The sequence below is a fragment of the Conyzicola nivalis genome (assembly GCF_014639655.1).
GTDB lineage: Bacteria > Actinomycetota > Actinomycetes > Actinomycetales > Microbacteriaceae > Conyzicola > Conyzicola nivalis.
Map to the genome: position 1 here is coordinate 952,065 of NZ_BMGB01000001.1, position 18,221 is coordinate 970,285.

Annotated in this window: 17 protein-coding genes; 6 read left to right on the top strand and 11 right to left on the bottom strand. The window is 67.7% G+C overall.

Annotation, left to right across the window (positions count from 1 at the left end; all coding sequences use genetic code 11):
• Positions 1-19: 19 nt before the first annotated feature.
• Complete coding sequence (locus IEV96_RS04635; protein WP_188509505.1) at positions 20-484, top strand: DUF3093 domain-containing protein; 465 nt, start codon at positions 20-22, stop codon at positions 482-484.
• Here the strand turns inward: IEV96_RS04635 and IEV96_RS04640 are convergent.
• On the bottom strand, positions 481-774 hold the full coding sequence (locus IEV96_RS04640; protein ID WP_184235691.1) for a DUF4193 domain-containing protein: 294 nt from the start codon (positions 772-774) through the stop codon (positions 481-483). The two genes, IEV96_RS04635 and IEV96_RS04640, sit on opposite strands and share 4 nt — an antisense overlap.
• Before the next feature lie 202 nt (positions 775-976).
• On the opposite strand from IEV96_RS04640, the gene sepH reads away from it, so the two are divergent.
• A complete protein-coding gene (gene sepH / locus IEV96_RS04645; protein ID WP_188509506.1) occupies positions 977-2,014 on the top strand; it encodes a septation protein SepH in 1,038 nt (345 codons plus the stop codon).
• Positions 2,015-2,016: 2 nt separating this feature from the next.
• Here the strand turns inward: sepH and IEV96_RS04650 are convergent, their stop codons facing one another.
• Positions 2,017-3,111, bottom strand: coding sequence for an alkaline phosphatase family protein (locus IEV96_RS04650; protein ID WP_229733047.1), 1,095 nt, complete (start codon positions 3,109-3,111; stop codon positions 2,017-2,019).
• A gap of 57 nt (positions 3,112-3,168) precedes the next feature.
• Here IEV96_RS04650 and IEV96_RS04655 point away from each other — a divergent pair, with 57 nt between their 5' ends.
• Positions 3,169-5,655 (top strand): DNA gyrase/topoisomerase IV subunit A, encoded by a 2,487-nt coding sequence (locus IEV96_RS04655; RefSeq protein WP_188509508.1) that lies wholly within the window; start codon positions 3,169-3,171, stop codon positions 5,653-5,655.
• 101 nt (positions 5,656-5,756) lie between these two features.
• Here the strand turns inward: IEV96_RS04655 and IEV96_RS04660 are convergent, their stop codons facing one another.
• The 3 genes from IEV96_RS04660 to IEV96_RS04670 form a co-directional block, all read right to left on the bottom strand.
• Positions 5,757-6,446: a tetratricopeptide repeat protein gene (locus tag IEV96_RS04660; protein WP_188509509.1), complete on the bottom strand. Its 690-nt coding sequence runs from the start codon at positions 6,444-6,446 to the stop codon at positions 5,757-5,759.
• A 177-nt stretch (positions 6,447-6,623) separates the two neighbouring features.
• Positions 6,624-7,022 (bottom strand): hypothetical protein, encoded by a 399-nt coding sequence (locus IEV96_RS04665; RefSeq protein ID WP_188509510.1) that lies wholly within the window; start codon positions 7,020-7,022, stop codon positions 6,624-6,626.
• 23 nt (positions 7,023-7,045) lie between these two features.
• On the bottom strand, positions 7,046-9,133 hold the full coding sequence (locus IEV96_RS04670) for a DNA gyrase/topoisomerase IV subunit B (protein WP_188509511.1): 2,088 nt from the start codon (positions 9,131-9,133) through the stop codon (positions 7,046-7,048).
• Positions 9,134-9,368: 235 nt separating this feature from the next.
• On the opposite strand from IEV96_RS04670, the gene IEV96_RS04675 reads away from it, so the two are divergent.
• Genes IEV96_RS04675 through alr form a run of 3 tightly spaced genes read left to right on the top strand, consistent with a single transcriptional unit; the run spans position 9,369 to position 11,553 of the window.
• Positions 9,369-9,602 carry a DUF7455 domain-containing protein gene (locus IEV96_RS04675; RefSeq protein WP_188509512.1) on the top strand — a complete coding sequence of 78 codons (234 nt, stop codon included), beginning with the start codon at positions 9,369-9,371 and terminating at the stop codon, positions 9,600-9,602.
• A gap of 38 nt (positions 9,603-9,640) precedes the next feature.
• Positions 9,641-10,396 carry an alanine racemase gene (locus IEV96_RS04680; RefSeq protein WP_268235598.1) on the top strand — a complete coding sequence of 252 codons (756 nt, stop codon included), beginning with the start codon at positions 9,641-9,643 and terminating at the stop codon, positions 10,394-10,396.
• A complete protein-coding gene (gene alr, locus IEV96_RS04685; protein ID WP_229733048.1) occupies positions 10,393-11,553 on the top strand; it encodes an alanine racemase in 1,161 nt (386 codons plus the stop codon). Before IEV96_RS04680 ends, alr begins: the two co-directional genes overlap by 4 nt.
• On the opposite strand, the gene IEV96_RS04690 is transcribed toward alr, so the two are convergent.
• The 6 genes from IEV96_RS04690 to IEV96_RS04715 all read right to left on the bottom strand — a co-directional run bounded on the left by IEV96_RS04690 (position 11,546) and on the right by IEV96_RS04715 (position 18,173).
• The gene (locus tag IEV96_RS04690) at positions 11,546-12,283 is read right to left on the bottom strand and encodes a ParA family protein (protein ID WP_188509515.1); all 738 of its coding nucleotides are present in this window, start codon (positions 12,281-12,283) and stop codon (positions 11,546-11,548) included. The genes alr and IEV96_RS04690 overlap by 8 nt on opposite strands.
• A 34-nt stretch (positions 12,284-12,317) precedes the next feature.
• A complete protein-coding gene (locus IEV96_RS04695) occupies positions 12,318-13,067 on the bottom strand; it encodes a type 1 glutamine amidotransferase (protein ID WP_229733050.1) in 750 nt (249 codons plus the stop codon).
• Positions 13,064-14,332: a MurT ligase domain-containing protein gene (locus IEV96_RS04700; RefSeq protein ID WP_188509516.1), complete on the bottom strand. Its 1,269-nt coding sequence runs from the start codon at positions 14,330-14,332 to the stop codon at positions 13,064-13,066. Before IEV96_RS04700 ends, IEV96_RS04695 begins: the two co-directional genes overlap by 4 nt.
• A 4-nt stretch (positions 14,333-14,336) precedes the next feature.
• Positions 14,337-15,716: an RNA polymerase sigma factor gene (locus tag IEV96_RS04705; protein ID WP_188509517.1), complete on the bottom strand. Its 1,380-nt coding sequence runs from the start codon at positions 15,714-15,716 to the stop codon at positions 14,337-14,339.
• Positions 15,717-15,869: 153 nt separating this feature from the next.
• Positions 15,870-17,204: an MFS transporter gene (locus tag IEV96_RS04710; protein ID WP_188509518.1), complete on the bottom strand. Its 1,335-nt coding sequence runs from the start codon at positions 17,202-17,204 to the stop codon at positions 15,870-15,872.
• 42 nt (positions 17,205-17,246) lie between these two features.
• Positions 17,247-18,173 carry a proteasome assembly chaperone family protein gene (locus IEV96_RS04715; protein WP_188509519.1) on the bottom strand — a complete coding sequence of 309 codons (927 nt, stop codon included), beginning with the start codon at positions 18,171-18,173 and terminating at the stop codon, positions 17,247-17,249.
• Between the last annotated feature and the right edge of the window lie 48 nt (positions 18,174-18,221).

Genomic DNA, 18,221 nt, shown 5'->3' on the forward strand with positions numbered 1-18,221 from the left:
AGTCTGATCGAATAGGAGCATGACCACCCACTACCGCGAGAGACTGTGGCCAGCGCCCTGGCTCTTCGTCGCAACAGCCCTAGTAATCCCCGCGAGCCTCTTGGTCTTCCTGCCCATCAGCATGCTGGCCGGGATCGTCGTCGCGATCGTGCTGTACGCCGGCTGTGTCATCCTGCTCATCCTCGGCGGACCCGTGATAGAGGTGACCGACACCGAGTTCCGTGCGGGACGGGCGAGTCTTCCGCTCTCGATCGCGGGAACCGTAGAAGGGTTCGAGGGCGACGAGGCGCGGGCGGAACGTGGAGTGCGGCTCGACGCCCGTACGTGGCTGCTCATCCGCGGATGGATTTCACCGCTGGTGAAGATCCAGAATCTCGACGAACGAGACAGCGCTCCGTACTGGGTTGTGTCGACGCGGCATCCCGACGCCGTTGTCGCCGCGATATCCGCGGCGAAGCAACGTGCGTCCGGCGGGATTGGTTAGGCCGCGCACTCCAGGCAGATCGGTCCGAGCTTGGTCTCGTGATCGATCTGCGAACGGTGCTTCACGAGGAAGCACTCCACACAGGTGAACTCATCGGCCTGTGCGGGAAGAACGACCACGTCGAGGTCGTGCTCACTGAGGTCCCCACCCTCGAGTTCGAAACTGCCAGGGTTATCGGCGTCATCAACGTCGACTGAGCCAGACATCTTGTCTGGAACGCGCTCCTTCAGGGCCTCGATCGACTCTGTGTCGTCGTCGGTCTTGCGGGGTGCGTCGTAGTCGGTTGCCATGCCCATCCACTTCTTGTATGCGTCTAGTTATCTAAATCGGCGGCCACAGTTTGCATCATTGGTATGCGAATAGCAAACCCAATTTGACACTTGTCGTGGCGCCAGAAACGGTAACTTGCGGCGCGCCCGGCGTATTCCCGAGATATGCGCGAAACCCGTGACATCCTTAGCGGGAATATCGAGCGCTGGAGGGTATCTCAGCATGCAAGACCTGCGAGTAATCGGAGTAGAGAACGGGGCACTCCTCGTGTCTTCCGTTGACGGCAACCGCTTCAGGATCCCGATCGACGAGGTGCTGCAGTCCAAGCTGCGCCAAGCCGTTCCCGACCCCGGCTCGGGACGGAAGGTCGCCCCGCGGGAGATCCAGGCGCAGATCCGCTCGGGGATGTCGGCTGCCGACGTCGCCGCGATCACCGGGGTGCCGTTGGAGTACATCCAGAAGTTCGAGGGTCCCGTGCTCGCCGAACGCGAGTTCGTGGTCGAGACCGCGCTCGGCGTCGCCGTGCACACCGCCATCGAATCCGACCCGATGAGCGCCGGCCGCACCTTCGGCACGGTCATCCGCGAGCGTCTCGTCGGCCTCGGCGCCGTCGGTGAACGCTGGGCGAGCTGGAAAGACCCCGAGACGGGCTGGATCGTGAAGCTGGCCTTCACGGCCGAACAGATCGACCACGACGCGCGCTGGCGATTCGACCCGAAGAAGCTCACCCTCGCCCCGCTCAACAACGAGGCGATCACCCTCTCCCAGCAGGGCGAGTCCCAGGGCGCCCTCATCCCCCGCCTGCGCGCGGTGAACGGCGACGACCGCGAGGCCGACAACTCCCGCTTCGACAGCGGCGCCTTCGACCTCGACGACGACAGCCTCACCCTGCACGAAGACGAGTCGCGCCCGAACCGCTTCGGTTCGAACGCCCCCGTCGAGCACGAGCCGGTGCACGACCACAACCAGACCGCAGACCTGCTCGAGGCGCTGCGCCGCCGACGCGGCGAGCGGGAGGCGGCCAACTTCGCCGAAGACGAGGGTTCGAACCACCCCTCGCGGTCGCCGCAGACTCCCGGTGGGATTCGTCTCGTCGACGTACCGCTGGACGGATTCGGTTCGGATGACACGGAGCACGGCCGTTCGACGGCGCCACAGCCGATCATCCCGACCAAGAGCCCGGCCCGCAAGGGCCGCACCGCCATGCCCAGCTGGGACGACATCGTGTTCGGTGCGCGTCCCGACGACGACCTGACGTAGGGCTAGCGGCGGGCGAACGCGCCCAGCCGCAGCAGCGGCACCTGCACCTCGGCCGGCGAGAACGAGCCGTGGTGCCCGACCATCGCGTGGCCGGGTTTGAGCGTGCGGCTGTCGTAATAGGCGATGCCCTTGCGGGCGGCCACCAGCAGATCCCCGATGCGCGGCTCGACCTCGGGCCGCACCTCCCCGAACCAGCCGGCGGCGATCGCCTCGTCGCGGGTGGCGATCCACGAGCGTTCGCCCTCGGCATCGCGCCAGGCGGCCGTCGTCGCGGCACGCACTCGCTCGCTCGCGTCCGGTGCGAAGTGCAGTTGCAGGCAGCGTGGCTCTCCGGCGACGAATCGTACGCCGTCGATGAGCGGCGCCTCGGTGTCGAAGAGGATGTGGTTGCGTTCCGCGATGTCTACGACGCCGTGGTCCGCGGTGATGACGAGCCCGTCATCCGGACCCAACTGCGCCTCTAACTCACGCACCGCGGCGTCGAGGATCTCCAGCCAGTTCGTCCACTCCACCGACTCGGCGCCCGTCGCGTGCCCGGCAACGTCGAGTTCGGGCACGTAGACGTAGGCGATGCCGGTGGCAGCGGGCTCGCGCAACCACTCGGCCGCACGCTGGAGGCGCTCGCCGATCGACGACTCCCCCAGATACTCGGCGCCGCGCAGGACCGCCTTGCTGAACCCGCTGTCGCGGTAGCGCTCGGGTCCGATGACCACGGCGGAATGACCGAGGGCGGTCGCCCGCTCGAACACGGTCGGCATCGGCTGCCAGGCGAACGGATCGATTTTGTCGTCCCAGCCGGAGAGCTGCTTGATCACCCGGTCGTTGGCCGGGTCGAGCACCGTGTAGCCGACCATGCCGTGCTGGCCGGGCGCGGTCCCGGTGGTGAGGGTCGCTAGCGCGGCAGCGGTCGTGGTCGGGAAGCCGGAGTCGATGACGGATGATCCGGAGAGATACGACATCAGCGTGCGGGCATGCCCCGCGCGGGCCTTGAGCGCAGCCGCGCCGAGCCCGTCGACGAGCAGCACGACGGTCTTCGAGGCCTGCGGGAGGCCGAGCCGGTTATCCTCGCCCGAAATTGCGGAGAGACACGCGGTCATCACATCGGCGAGGCTCGGGCGGAGTGATTTCGGCGCCGGTAACATAGGGGCAATCTTATGGCTACTCCCGCGAACCCCCCTGCCCCCGTGTCCTCCGCCACCCAGCCCGGGGAGCACATCGAAGAGGTCGACGTTTCGTCCGAGATGCAGGGTTCGTTCCTCGAATACGCCTACTCGGTCATCTACTCGCGGGCTCTCCCCGACGCGCGCGACGGCCTGAAGCCGGTGCAGAGGCGCATCCTCTACCAGATGTCCGAGATGGGACTGCGTCCCGACCGCGGCCACGTGAAGTCGGCGCGCGTCGTCGGCGAGGTGATGGGCAAGCTGCACCCGCACGGTGACGCCTCCATCTACGACGCCATGGTTCGCCTCACCCAGGACTTCATCCTGCGCGTGCCGCTGATCGACGGCCACGGCAACTTCGGCTCCCTCGACGACGGCCCCGCCGCGCCCCGCTACACCGAGGCCCGCCTGCACGCGACCGCCCTCGCCATGACCGAGAGCCTCGACGAAGACGTCGTGAACTTCGTGCCCAACTACGACAACCAGCTCACCCAGCCCGAGGTGTTGCCCGCCGCGTTCCCCAACCTGCTGGTCAACGGCGCAAGCGGCATCGCGGTCGGCATGGCGACGAACATGGCGCCGCACAACCTCGTCGAGGTGATCGGAGCGGCCAGGCACCTGCTGCACAACCCGAACGCCACGCTCGACGACCTGATGGAATTCGTGCCGGGCCCCGACCTACCGACCGGGGGAACGATCAGCGGGCTCGCCGGCATCAAGGACGCCTACGCCACCGGCCGCGGCGCCTTCAAGACCAGGGCAAAGGTGTCGACCGAGAGCATCTCGGCCCGTAAGACCGGCCTCGTCGTGACCGAACTGCCCTACATGGTCGGTGCCGAAAAGGTGATCGAGAAGATCAAAGACGGCGTCAACAGCAAAAAACTCAGCGGCATTTCGGATGTCACGGACCTCACCGACCGGCGGCACGGCCTCCGGCTCGTCATCGGCATCAAGACGGGTTTCAGCCCCGACGCGGTGCTCGAGCAGCTCTACCGTTTCACCCCGCTCGAAGACAGCTTCAACATCAACAACGTCGCCCTCGTCAACGGCGGCCCGCAGACCCTCGGGCTGCGCGACCTGCTGCAGGTCTACGTCGACCACCGTCTCGATGTCGTCACCCGCCGCAGCCGCTACCGTCTCGCCCGCCGACTCGAGCGACTGCACCTCGTCGAGGGCCTGCTCATCGCGATCCTCGACATCGACGAGGTCATTCAGGTCATCCGCCAGAGCGACGACTCCGAGGCCGCCCGCTCGCGCCTGCGCACGGTTTTCGACCTCAGCGAGCTGCAGGCCGAGTACATCCTCGAGCTGCGCCTGCGCCGCCTCACCAAGTTCAGCCGCATCGAGCTCGAGAACGAGAAGCAGCAGTTGCTCAGCGAGATAGCCGAACTCGAGGCGCTGCTCACCAGCCCGGCACGGCTGCGCGACCTCGTCTCGGTCGAGCTCGATGAGATCTCCGACCGCTTCGGAACCCCCCGCCGCACCCTCCTCACCGAGGCCCGTCCGTCGATCGCCACCTCGGCGTCGTCGCGCAAGAACGCTCCCGTGCTGGAGATCGCCGACACCGCCTGCCGCGTCTACCTCTCCACCACAGGTCGTGCCATCCGCGTCGACATCGCCGAACCGGTCGAGGGCGCCGACGAGACCGCCGTTCCCCTCGTGCGTCGCCGCACCAAGCACGACGCCATCCGGTCCTCCGTTGTGACCACCGCCCGTTCGGAGATCGGCGCGGTAACCAACCTCGGACGGCTCATCCGGTTCACCGCCGTCGACCTTCCCAACGTGCCGACCAACTCGATCCAGCTCGGCGCAGGGGCGCGCATCAGCGACTACCTCGCGATGACGAACAAGAAGGAGCGCGTGATCGCGTTCGTATCGCTCGAGTCAGAGGACTCGATCGTCGTCGGCACGCGTCAGGGCGTCGTGAAACGCATCGCGACCGGCGCGTATCCCAACAAGCCCGAGTTCGAGATCATCGCGCTCAAGGCCGGCGACGAGGTCGTCGGCGCCGCCCAGGGCCCCGACGGCGAGGAGCTCGTGTTCGTCACCTCCGACGCGCAGCTGCTGCACTTCTCCGCGTCGGCCGTGCGCCCGCAGGGAGCGGCCGCCGGCGGTGTCGCGGGCATCAACCTCGGTGCGAAGGCGTCGGTGATCTTCTTCGGCTCCGTCGACCCGGCGCGCGAGATCGTGGTCGCCACCGTGTCGAGCGCGACCGACGCGCTGCCCGGCGTCGACCCCGGCCGGGCGAAGGTCTCGCTGCTCGGCGAGTTCCCCGGAAAGGGGCGCGCGACGGGCGGGGTGCGCGCGCACTCCTTCCTCAAGGGCGAGGACGTGCTGTCTCTCGCCTGGGCCGGTCCCGCTCCGTCACTCGCGGTCGGCACGGACGGCTCGGTGCGCCAGCTGCCCGACGCCGGCGCGAAGCGCGACGCCTCGGGCACGCCGCTCGACGCTGCGGTCGGGTCGATCGGCACGTCGCTCTAGCGGGCACGCGCTGGTTGCCGTTTCCGCCGACAGGATGGGCGTGGCCTTGGCCGCCGATCCGTCCTGTCGAACGGTGGCGGACGGCACGCCGTCCTGGTGACCTACGTCGCCGAGGTCTCGATCCCGCGTTCGTCAAGCAGGTTCACGGCTTTCAGGTCGCCGCCCCGAGCGGCCTTCACATACCAGTCGACGGCGGCAAGCTCGAGTCCCTCTTCTTCGAGCAGCAACCCGAGGTTGAAGGCGCAAAAAGCGTCGCCCATTTCGTAGCCCTCACGCAGCACCGCTACCGCCTCGCTCACACGACCGGCAGCCTCGAGCACCAGGGCGAGGGGAATATGACTCGCTTCTTCGCCGAGCTCGTACCCGACCCGTAATGCCTCTTCGGCCTCGGTGAGACGACCCTCCTCGCGGAGGAGGTTGCCGAGCGAACCCTGCGCGTCCTGATTCACCGCGGCGCCGATACGCAGCAACTCCTCGGTGTCCCCGCCGGCGTCGCGGGCCTGGAGCCAAAGACCCAGGTAGGCGGATGCCTCGGGAGAGTCTCCATCGTCCTGGGCGATGTACTCGCGCAGGTACTGCTCGGCGGCGACATCGTCGCCGCGCTCACGTGCACACCACGCGCGACCCCACCGAGCGATGATGTAGCCGTCGGCCTCGAGCTGCGCGTAGATCAGCTCGGCATCGGAGTACAAGCCACGGTCGACGAGAAGTGCCGCGAACTCGTCCCCGGTCTCGCCATCCCGGGCCGTCAGCCACGCCGCACGCGCACGCGAGAGTTCGTCTTCGGGCATGGGGTGAGTCTAGGGGCGCGGGCCGTCATGATGAGGTGGGCATACCGCCGACAGGATGGGCGTGGGCGGAGCCGCCAATCGGTCCTGTTGGACGGCGGCCGACGGCACACCGTCCTGTCGAGGCGTCGTGCTCGCACCGGGTGTCGATGCGGTCGCTGAGCGACCTACTCGTCCGGCTCAGCCCTCGTGCGTGTACGCGTCGATGCGGATGCGCAGGCCCGCGCGGGCGATCAGTACGGCATCGCGCGGCTCGATCTCGAAGACGAAGGCGTTGTGCCGTGCGTTGAGGGAGACGGAGAGACTGCCGTACACCCTGCCCTCGAGCTGCGTGTCGGCCATGCGCCCGAGCACGGGGCGCAACAGCACCAGATGCGGCTCGAGGATCTCGCTGTCGCCGCGCACCGGCGCGTCGTAGTGCCACTGCGAGAGTTCTCGGGCCGGACCGGTCGGATCGAAGTCGTGCACGGGCGACCCGATCGGAAGCCAGCGGCTCGCCTCGACGCCCGCGTACTCGTTCAGCTGGTGGAGGCTGTGGCCCGTGGTGGCGATGTTGATGCTGACGCGGAAGATGCTCATCGTTCAATAATGGCGCAGCGCGGCTACACGTCGATGCGGCTGCGGTTGAGGCCCTCGCCGGCGATGATGAACTCCTTGCGCGGCGCCACCTCATTGCCCATGAGCAGCTCGAACACGCGGGACGCTTCCTCGGCGGCCTCAGCGTCGACAACCGTGACACGGCGCAGGGTGCGGTACCGGCGGTCCATGGTGGTCTCCGACAGTTGGTCGGCGTCCATCTCGCCGAGTCCCTTGTAGCGCTGGATCGGGTCCTGGTAACGCTTGTTCGCCTTCTTCAGCCCGGCGAGCACCGTCTCCAGTTCTTTCTCGGAATAGGTGTAGATGGTCTCGTTCGGCTTCGACCCCGGGTTCATCACGATCACCCGGTGCAGGGGCGGGACGGCCGCGTAAACGCGACCCGCCTCGATCATGGGCCGCATGTAGCGGAAGAAAAGGGTGAGAAGCAGAGTGCGGATGTGGGCGCCGTCGACGTCGGCGTCGCTCATGATGATGACCTTGCCGTACCTGGCCTGTTCGATGTCGAACGTGCGGCCGGAGCCGGCGCCGATCACCTGGATGATCGAGGCGCACTCCGCGTTCGACAGCATGTCGGAGACCGATGCCTTCTGCACGTTGAGGATCTTGCCGCGGATGGGCAGCAGCGCCTGGTACTCGCTGTCACGGGCCAGCTTCGCGGTGCCGAGCGCGGAGTCACCCTCGACGATCATGAGTTCGCTGTTGAGCACGTCGTTCGACCGGCAGTCGACGAGTTTCGCGGGCAGCGAGCTGCTCTCGAGCGCATTCTTGCGGCGCTGCGTCTCCTTGTGGGTGCGCGCGGAGATGCGCGACTTCATCTCGGCGACGATCTTGTCGAGCACCAGGGCCGACTGGGCCTTGTCGTCGCGCTTCGTCGAGGAGAAGCGTTCGGCCATGGCCTTGGCCACGACGTTCGCCACGATGTTGCGCACCGCCGGCGTGCCGAGGATCTCTTTGGTCTGCCCCTCGAACTGCGGTTCGGGCAGGCGCACGTTGAGCACGGCGGTGAGACCGGCGAGGATGTCGTCTTTGTCGAGCTTGTCGTTGCCGACCTTGAGGCGCCGCGCGTTGAGCTCTACCTGCTGGCGCAGGAACTTCATCAGCCCCGCCTCGAAGCCGGCCTGGTGCGTTCCGCCCTTCGGCGTCGCGATGATGTTGACGAAGCTGCGGAACACCGTCTCGTAGCCGGTACCCCAGCGCAACGCGATGTCGACCTCGACGTCGCGGGTCAGCTCGGTGGGGACCATCGCGCCGGTCTCCTGCAGCACGGGGACGGTCTCGGTGAAGGTGCCGTCGCCCTGCAGGCGCCAGGTGTCGGTGAGCGGGGCGTCGGCGGAGAGGAAGTCGACGAACTCCGAGATGCCGCCCGCGTAACGGAAGGTCTCGCTCGTGGTCTCTTCGCCGCGCTCGTCGGTGATATCGATGCCGAGTCCCGGAACGAGGAACGCGGTTTGGCGCGCCCTGCCGGTGAGTTCCTCGGTCTGGAACGCCGCGCCACGGGTGAAGATCTGCGGGTCGGCCCAGTAGCGCACGCGGGTGCCGGTGACGCCCTTCTTCACCTTGCCGACGACGCGCAGTTCGCTGCCCGAAATGAACGGTGTGAAGGGCGAGTCGGGACTCGGGCCGTCGGTGTCGGCGAAGTTTCCGGGCTCGCCTCGGTGGAACGACATGGCGTAGGTCTTGCCGTCGCGGTCGACCTCGACGTCGAGACGGGCCGAGAGGGCATTCACTACGGATGCGCCCACACCGTGCAGTCCACCCGAGGCCGCGTACGAACCCGATCCGAACTTGCCGCCCGCGTGCAGTTTCGTGAAGACGACCTCGACACCGCTGAGCCCGGTCTTCGGCTCGATGTCGACGGGCACGCCTCGGGCACGGTCGCGAACCTCGACGCTGTCGTCTTTGTGCAGGATGACGCTGATCTCGCTGCCGTGGCCGCCGAGGGCCTCGTCGACCGAGTTGTCGATGATCTCCCACAGGCAGTGCATCAGGCCGCGGGAGTCGGTGGAGCCGATGTACATTCCGGGTCGCTTACGGACGGCTTCGAGCCCCTCGAGAACGGAGAGGTGCCTCGCCGAGTAATCCGAACCCGCCACGGGAACTCCTTTTGAATAGTGCAGTCTCGGCGCGCGGGAACAAACCGGGCCCGGGCCGTCGTTAACCCTACTGAATCACGCGCCGACGACAGCGCTCCGACACCCTCCGCCGTACCTAGCTGGGTAACTCATACGCGTTCAGCGAAATAGACGGTAAATGTCGCGCCGCCGTAACAACGGCGTGATTGTATAGACACACGGAATTAGTTCGTGATTACGCCCGAAGGAGCAACACATGTCTCAGATCGCCACAGAGAACAACGTTGACGAGCTTGAGCCTGCGTACACGCTCACCGCACTCGACCGTTGTGACAGCTGCGGAGCCCAGGCGTATGTGCGAGTGACGATGAAGAGCGGCGAGCTGCTCTTCTGCGCGCACCACGGCGCAGAGTTCAAAGAGAAGCTGTCTGCGACCGCTCTCCACTGGCACGACGAGTCCGACCGTCTGGTCGAGGCTTCGCGCAACTGAAACGCCGACCTATTAGCGGGGCCACGCGTGTCGCGAGCATCGATCTCGCCGCGCTGACCCGCAATCTGGAACTTCTCTCCGACGCCCTCGGTGTCGACCAGCCACTGGTCGACCTGAGGGCGTCGGCGTATGGTCACGGCCTCGTCGAGATCGCTCGCGCCGCGGAAGCGGCCGGGATCACGGCCTTCCGGGTGTCGAGCCTCGCCGAGGCGCTCGACCTTCGCGCCGAAGGCATCGCCGCAGATATCTGGTCTCCGCTTCGCGAAGGCGAGGCGCAGCGGGCGCGGGAGGCGGACATCCGGATTCTCGACGACGCGGCGGAGGCTCCGGATGACGCGGCCCGCCGAGACCTCGGTGCCGGCGTCTACGGACTCGCCTCCCCCGCCGGCATCCGCACCACGGCGGTCATGACGCTCACGGCCGAGGTCATCGCCGTGAAGACCGTCACGGCCGGTACCGGCGTCTCCTACGGCTACACCTACCGCGCGCCCGCCGACACCTCGATCGCACTCGTCTCGATCGGGTATGCCGACGGTGTGCCCCGTCTCGGCTCGAACACCGCTTCCGCCCGACTCGCGGGCGCCACCTACCCCGTCGTCGGGCGCATCGCAATGGACCAGCTCGTTCTCGACATCGGCGCCGCCCACGCCGAACCGGGCGACCTCGCCACCGTCTTCGGCGACGCGTCGCTCGGAGCGCCGACCGCGGTCGAATGGGGACTCCGCACCCGGCGCCCCCCGCTCGCCCTCACCGCCGGCCTCGGGCCCCGCATCGTGAGGACGTACGCGCAGTGACCAGCACCGACCTGAACCGCCACGACCCGGCGGGCACCGACCCGGCGGAGGCCCACCTGGACGCTGCCGTCGCCACCGTCGACCTGGCCGCGTTCCGCCGCAACGTCGAGTTGCTCGTCGCCACCGCCGCGCCGGCCGAGGTGATGCTCGCCGTCAAGGCGAACGCCTACGGCCACGGCATGCTGCCGATCTCGCTCACCGCGCTCGAGGCCGGGGCCACGGCCCTCGCCGTTCTGGAGGTAAGCGCGGGTCTCGAGCTGCGCGCGGCCGGCATAGGCGTGCCGCTGTTCGCCTGGCTGCACGGGCGCGACACCGACTTCAAGGCGGCCGCGGAGTCGAAGATCGACGTCGGCGTCTCAGCCGTCTGGCAGCTCGAGGCCATCGCAAAGAGCGGCGCCCGGGTGCCCGCCCGCGTGCACCTCAAGATCGACACCGGGCTCAGCCGCAACGGAGCCTCGGCCGAGGACTGGCCCGAACTCGTCACCACGGCCCTGCACCTCGAGTCGCAGGGCTTCCTCGAGGTCTACGGGGCGTGGTCACACCTGGCCGACGCTTCGACGTCCGACGACGAGATCGCCCTCGCCAAGTTCACCATCGCGGTCGAGGTGGCGGAATCGCTCGGAGCGACGTTCGAGAAACTGCACCTCGCCGCGAGTTCGGCCGGCCTGCGGATGCCGAAGGCCCGCTTCGACTACGTGCGCTTCGGCATCGCCGCGTTCGGCATTTCGCCGTTCGACGATGTCGACGGGCAGGGTCTCGGGCTCGAGGCGCCGATGACCCTCAGTGCTCCGGTGATCGCTGTCTCCGACCTCGACGCCGGCCACGGCTGGTTCGGCGGGCTCGAGTACGACCTCGCCGAGCCCGCTCGACTGGCCCTCGTCGCGGCCGGATTCGGCGACGGCGTGCAGTCCCCCGCCGCCGACACCGCCGAGGTACTGCTCGGCGGTGAACGCCGCCGCATCGTGTCGCTCGGTGTCGACCGGATGCTCGTGGACGCCGACGACCTCACGGTGGCCGCGGGCGACACGGTCGTGCTGTTCGGCAGCGCCGAGCGCGGCGAGCCGACGGCCGAGCAGTGGGCGGCGCACGCCGACAGCATCGGCGACGAGATCGTCTCGAGTGTGGCTCCGCGGGTGCCGCGCCGCTACATCAACTGACGCGCGCGCTCACCAGGCTCCACAGGTCGCGATACGCCACCGCCGCGTCCGATCGTGAGGCGTATACGCCGATCGGCGCCAGTTCGTAGCCCATGCGCTCGACGATGACCGTCGCGGGGACGACGATGTCGCTCACCTCGGGACGATGGGCGGCGAGCCGGTCGACCGCGGCGCGGTGGGCCGACTTGCGGCGGTCGACCATCGAGAGGAACCCGACGACGGGAACCGGACGCTTCGACTCCGCGACGACCTGCAGAACCTGGTCGAGCGACCGCAGCGAGAGGGGCGAGGGAACGAGCGGCACGACAACGACGTCCGCGCCGTAGACCGCGTTCTCGGCGACGAGCGACGACCCGGGCGGGCAGTCGAGGATCACGACGTCGTAGTCGTCGGCCATCCTGTCGAGCACGTGGGCGATCTGGTGCGTCTGCTTCTTCGCCGCGTCGAACAGGTGCTCCAATTCGCGGTAGCTGTCGTCGGCCGGCAACACGTCGAGGCCCTCGTAGGCCGTCGAGCGGATGGCACGGTGCAGCGATGTCTTGCCTTTGACGAGGGCGTCGACCCCGTCGCGCAGTTTTGGCTTGACCTGCAGGATGAACGTCGTCGCGCCCTGTGGATCGAGGTCCCAGAGCAGCACGCGGTTGGAGCGCGATGCTTCGTAGGCGAGGCTGACGGCGGCCGTGGTCTTACCCACACCGCCCTTGGTGCTGTAGACCGCGACGACTCTCATGGCTACAGGCTATCGGGGCCCTCGGCCGTGGTGGCTAGAGACCGAGCCGCTTCGCTATCGCCGCACGGCTGTTCGAGGCCGCCAGGTCGATACCGGCGAGCGTCTCGCCGCCGTCGAGTGCCGTGTCGAACCCGCGGTTCTCCAGCGCGGCTTTCAGCAGCCGGTCGGCGATCACGGGGTTCATCGGAAGCAGCGGCCCGTGCAGGTGGGTGCCGATGCTCGCGCCGTCGACGACTCCCTCGAGCGACAGACCCGCGGATGACGCGGCGCCCGCGTTGCCGTGGCCTGCGGTCACCGTGCCGAAGGGCGAAGCGCCGGCGTCGAGGGTGGTGACGGCGCCGTGGTTCTCGAACCCGGCGACGGTCCCCCACTCGGTCGAGACGACGATCTCGCCGACGGCGCGCTTGGCGACGAGGGTGCTGGTGGTCGGGAACAGCCCGGCGGCCGCGAAGCGCTCGCCCGTTTCATCCACTATCGACGAACCGAGAAGCTGCCAGCCTCCGGCGATCGCGACCACGGGGACTCCCGCGTTCTTCCACGCCGCCAGCCGCGGGGTGATGAGGGCGAGGTCGGCCTGCACCGCGAGCTGGGCGGTTCGCGGCCCCGAACCGATGTGGACGAGGTCGACCGACTCGGGCAGCGTGTCGCCGACATTGTGCTCGACGACGGTGACGTCGATTCCGCGCGCCTCCGCGCGCACCCGCAGCGCGAGCACGTTGCCGGAGTCGCCGTTGATGCCGAGCTGGCGCGGGTAGAGCGAGATGATGGTCAGCGAGCGGCTCACGGTGCGTTCTCCAACTCGAGGAAGCCGAGCAGCTTGCGGATGAGCATCATCTGCTCGTAGTTGACGATCATGGTCTTGGTGCCGCGCGACGGTGCGGGCAGCTTGAGGAACGCCTCGAGCGCCGGCTTCAGCTCGGGCATCACACTGCCGACCGGGATCGCGCCGTAGCCGAACCGGGTCGCGAGCTGCCAGGCCTTCGTGCCGGAGACGATGTCCACGTGGTCGATGTGGCTGAAATCGGTGTCGTACATCCACGACGGGTCGGGGGTGCCCTCGTCGACCGCGACGAAGAGCTGCTCGGGAGCCTCCTCGAGATAGTCGAGGTTCAGCTGCAGGCTCGGCGGGTTCTTCATCATGATGACTTCGATGTTCTCGCCGTTGTAGGTGAGGATCTCGCCGCGTCCGTAGACGGTGTCGAGGGCGAGCATTGCGGATGCCACGAGCTCGGGTCTGAACGACGCGCCGAGAAGGCGTTCCGCCATGGCCGCGGCGCCCGCGACGTCGACCGCGTAGTGCAGGCCGCGCGCGGGAAGCCGCACCTCGACCTCTGTTCCCGCGACGGACAGGGTCGATTCGATCCCGGAGAGCCGCTCGACCACGACGCGGGCGACGGGAGCCGCGGCATCCGACTTCGCGCTGTAGACCTCGGCGTTGGCGAGTCCGTTGGGCGATCCGCTGAGCAGCGCGGGATCGACCCCGAAATAGCTCACCTCAGCGCCGCCCGCCAGGCCGGCCGCGACGGCGACGAGGTTGTCGTCGTTGGCGTTCACGACGACGTGGGCGTCGGCGGCGTTCGCGATCGTCGCGAGCATCTTCACCACCCGGTCGGGCTCGAAGAATCGGTTGAGCTGGTCGATCTGAACGTTGAGCAGCAGCACGCTGGAGGGCCGCAGAACCTTCGCGAGGTTGACCCCGTAGGCCTCGTCGACCTCGAGGACGGCGATCTGTTCGCGCAGGCGGCCGTCGAGCGGCACGCTGGCGAGCAGCGCCGAGGCTATGCCCTGCGGCAGGTTGCCGCCGGACGGGTTGCTGAACACGTCGACGCCGTGGGCGCGCAGGATGCCGACGAGCATGTTGGTGGTCGTCGACTTGCCGTTCGAACCGGAGACGAAGACGACGCCGAGGGGCATACGCTCCACGGCCCGCTCGAGCGCGTTCGGCGCGACGGCCAGCAGCACCCGGCCGGGCACGGCGGAGCCGCCGCCACGCAGACGCGTGGCCCATCGCGCCATCCTGCCGAGCAGGATGGCGGCTGCGATGCGCACGTGTTTACTCGAGGTAGTCGCGCAGCGACTGCGACCGGGACGGGTGACGCAGCTTGGCCATCGTCTTCGACTCGATCTGGCGGATGCGCTCGCGCGTGACGCCGAACGTGTCGCCGATCTGGTCGAGCGTCTTCGGCATGCCGTCGCCGAGACCGAAACGCATGCGGATCACGCCGGCCTCGCGCTCGGAAAGCGAGTCGAGCAGGCTCTCGAGCTGCTTCTGCAGCATCGTGAAGCCCACGGCGTCGGCCGGAACGACGGCTTCGGTGTCCTCGATCAGGTCGCCGAACTCGCTGTCGCCGTCTTCACCGAGCGGGGTGTGCAGCGAGATCGGCTCGCGGCCGTACTTCTGCACCTCGATGACCTTCTCGGGGGTCATGTCGAGTTCGCGGCTCAGCTCTTCCGGTGTGGGTTCGCGACCGAGGTCCTGCAGCATCTGGCGCTGCACGCGGGCAAGCTTGTTGATGACCTCGACCATGTGCACGGGGATACGGATGGTGCGCGCCTGGTCGGCCATGGCGCGGGTGATCGCCTGGCGGATCCACCAGGTGGCGTAGGTGGAGAACTTGAAGCCCTTCGTGTAGTCGAACTTCTCGACGGCACGGATGAGGCCCAGGTTTCCCTCCTGGATGAGGTCGAGGAACTGCATTCCACGGCCGGTGTAGCGCTTAGCGAGCGAGACTACGAGACGCAGGTTGGCGCCGAGCAGGTGGCTCTTGGCGCGCGCTCCGTCTTTCGAGACCCAGATGAGTTCGCGGCCCAGCTGCGACTTCTTCTCGGCGTCGCTCATCTGCGACAGCTTGTCTTCGGCGAACAGGCCGGCTTCGATGCGCATCGCGAGCTCGACCTCTTCGGCCGCGTTCAGCAGTGCGACCTTACCGATCTGCTTCAGGTAGTCCTTGACCGGGTCGGCGGTGGCGCCGGTGATCGCGGAGGAGTAGACGGGAATGTCGTCTTCCTCGTCGGCGATCGAGATGACGAGGGCGCCGGTGGGCAGGGCCTCGTCTTTACCCGTCGACTTCTTCGCCTCGGCGTCGTCGTCTTCGGTGTCCTCCGCGACATCCTTAGTCTCGTCGCCCTCGACCACGTCGGCGACGACAACCACGACGTCGTCTTCTTCGTCGTCGCCCTCGACGGGCTCGGTCGGCTCTTCGCCCTCGGGGTCGATGGCCTTGGCTCCGCGCTTCGCGGCGGGCTTGGTCGCGGCGGCAGCCTTCTTAACGGGCGCCTTCTTCGCGGCAGCAGCGGTCGCGGTCTTCGCAACGGCGGGCTTCTTCGCCGCCGGGGCCTTCTTCGCCGCGGCCTTCGCGGGGGCAGCGTCTACATTGACCTGCTCCGCGTCCGTGCTCTCGACGAGCTCAGCGGTTTTCGTTCGGGTTGCCATTAGAACACCTTTCAGGGTTTTCGGGCAGTACTAAGACCCATGTCAAGTCCTTCTTCGCTGCGCAACGAATCGAAGCGGCGAACTAACGGAACCTGAACGGGTCTTAGAACAATTATTGCACGAGTTGGCCGCATCACTTGACAAACGGCGAGGTTACGTTCGGTTCCCACGTCGGCGCCAACCCCTGACCAATGCAACCCAAAGGGGGGCCACGCGTATTCCCTCTTCCTCGTGCAGCCGACGGCGGGTTTTACGCCGGGCGAGCAGCAGGAACACCACCCCGAGACCGACGACCGGGATCTGCACGAGGAACGCCACCCGGAACGCCTCGAGCGAGTAGAGCTCGGACGGCGCACCCGTGCCGCCGTTGGCCCTGTCGATGACGTCGAGCACGACCCCGATGAGCAGCATCATGACGAAACTGGCGAGGAAACCTCCCACGTTGACGATGCCGCTCGCCGAGCCGAGGCTGCGCGCCGGGTTGAAGGTGCGCGCGAAGTCGAACCCGATGAGCGAGCCCGGACCACCGATGGCCACGACGACGAGCAGCAGCACGACGAGCCAGACAGGCGGCTCCCCCGGCCAGAGCAAAACGGCCGCCCAGGCGATGCCCATCGCGGAGACGATGCCGAGCACGATATTGCTGCGGCGGTACGGGTAACGCGCGCTCAGGATACCGAGCAGCGGACCGGCCACGACACCGACGGCCACGATGAGCGTGAGGAAGAGGGACGCGGTGGTCGCGCCGTAGCCGAGGCCGACGGAGATGAACGGGAATCCCCAGAGCAGTGTCAGCACCGCACCGGGCGACTGGGTGACGAAGTGCGACCAGAAACCCAGCTGCGTGCCCGGTCGGCCGAGGCTCTCCCTCAGCTGGTGCAGGGCGGCCGGCCACCCGCCGGGCCGCTCGACGGGCACCGTGCCCGCTGGGGCGTTGCGCACGAACAGTATGACGAGCACGAAGGCGAGAACCGAGAGCGCGGCCGCGCTGAGGTAGGCGGGTTCCCAGCCGAACTGGTGCAGCACTATAGAAAGAGGTATGGCACTGAGCACCTGCCCGAGAGCGCCGGTCGTTCCCATCGCCTGCGACAGCAGCGGTAGTGCGCGGCCGCTGAACCACGATGCGATGAGCCGGGAGACCGAGATGAAAGTCATCGCGTCGCCGGCCCCGACGAGGATGCGCCCGATGATGGCCACGCCGATCGAGGGCGCGAGGGCGAGGGTGACCTGGCCGGCGACCATGAGCACGGCTCCGGTCGCGATCAGCACGCGCGGTCCGTGCCGGTCGAGCACCACGCCTACCGGTATCTGCAGCCCCGCGTAGACGATGAGCTGCACGACGGCGAGGCTCGACAGTGCGGCGGCCTGCACATCGAACCGCTCCGTGGCGTCGACGCCCGCGATTCCGAGCGAACTGCGCTGCATCACCGCGATGAGATAGGCGAAGACGGAGACCCCGAAGACGAGCCAGGATCTGCGGGAATTCATTGGTTCAGAGTACCGCCCGCCGTGCGGGGCGGTCATGCGGGGCTACGGACGCAGCGGGTCTTCGTCTCCGGAACGACGCAGCGCCAGGAAGTTCTCGAGTTCGGCGGCGATATCGTCGGCGCTCGGCAACTCGCCGTCGATATCGGTGAGGGGCGACCGCAGCGGGTTGTCAAGCATGTAGCTGTCGTGACGTTCCTCGAGCGTTCCGACGAGCTTGCCGAGTTCCTGGTTGGTCTCGACCTGTCCGTCGATCTTCGCGATGAACTCACGGCCGTCTTCGCGCAGCCGTTCGGTGGGGAAGATCAGCCCGGTCGCCGCGCTGACGCTTTCGAGGGCCGTGACTGCGGCGACGGGGTACTCGGTGTCGGCGAGGTAGTGCGGGATGAGGAGCACGAACCCGGCGACCGGATGGGCCAGCTCCTGCAGCCGGTACTCGATGAGGTGCAGCGCGTTGGCGGGCACCTGGGTCTGGGGCTTCCACACGGACATCGACTCGATGAGTTCGGCGCGGTTGCCACTCACTGTCACGCCGATCGACCGCGTGTGGGGTACCGGCATCGGGATGGCGTGCACCCACGTCGTGGTCTTGACCTGGAACAGGTCGACCAGCTGCAGCACCGCGGCGGTGAACCGTTCCCACTGGAAGTCGGGCTCGTAACCGGTGAGGAGCAGGAAGGGCTGGCCCACCTCGTCTGTCGCGAGGTAGACGGCCAGCGTCGCCGGCGTGTAGTCGCTCAGGTGGTCGTGGTCGAAGTACACCAGCGGGCGGCGGGCGCGATAGTCGAGCAGCGCGTCGTTGTCGAACGTCGCCACCGTCTGGGTGTCGAGCGTGTCGAGCAGGTAGTCGCTCAACTGGGTGACGGCGGCTCCCGCGTCGGCGAATCCGGTGAGGGCGGCGACGAGGGGCAAGCCCGTCGGCACGTCGGAGACGTCGATGGAGAGGTCGAAGAGGCCAGCCGGATCGCGCATGCGTCCACTCTAATCGCGGTGTTCACACCCCGCCGGGTGTCGTGCGTG

Bases quoted from the DNA above. Each gene is read 5' to 3' on its own strand.
- IEV96_RS04650 (WP_229733047.1), bottom strand. From the start codon at position 3,111: ATGACCGCGTGTCTCTCCGCAATTTCGGGCGAGGATAACCGGCTCGGC.
- IEV96_RS04675 (WP_188509512.1), top strand. From the start codon at position 9,369: ATGTCTCAGATCGCCACAGAGAACAACGTTGACGAGCTTGAGCCTGCG.
- IEV96_RS04655 (WP_188509508.1), top strand. From the start codon at position 3,169: ATGGCTACTCCCGCGAACCCCCCTGCCCCCGTGTCCTCCGCCACCCAG.
- IEV96_RS04690 (WP_188509515.1), bottom strand. From the start codon at position 12,283: ATGAGAGTCGTCGCGGTCTACAGCACCAAGGGCGGTGTGGGTAAGACC.
- IEV96_RS04715 (WP_188509519.1), bottom strand. From the start codon at position 18,173: ATGCGCGATCCGGCTGGCCTCTTCGACCTCTCCATCGACGTCTCCGAC.
- sepH (WP_188509506.1), top strand. From the start codon at position 977: ATGCAAGACCTGCGAGTAATCGGAGTAGAGAACGGGGCACTCCTCGTG.
- IEV96_RS04705 (WP_188509517.1), bottom strand. From the start codon at position 15,716: ATGGCAACCCGAACGAAAACCGCTGAGCTCGTCGAGAGCACGGACGCG.
- IEV96_RS04660 (WP_188509509.1), bottom strand. From the start codon at position 6,446: ATGCCCGAAGACGAACTCTCGCGTGCGCGTGCGGCGTGGCTGACGGCC.
- IEV96_RS04640 (WP_184235691.1), bottom strand. From the start codon at position 774: ATGGCAACCGACTACGACGCACCCCGCAAGACCGACGACGACACAGAG.
- IEV96_RS04665 (WP_188509510.1), bottom strand. From the start codon at position 7,022: ATGAGCATCTTCCGCGTCAGCATCAACATCGCCACCACGGGCCACAGC.
- IEV96_RS04635 (WP_188509505.1), top strand. From the start codon at position 20: ATGACCACCCACTACCGCGAGAGACTGTGGCCAGCGCCCTGGCTCTTC.
- IEV96_RS04710 (WP_188509518.1), bottom strand. From the start codon at position 17,204: ATGAATTCCCGCAGATCCTGGCTCGTCTTCGGGGTCTCCGTCTTCGCC.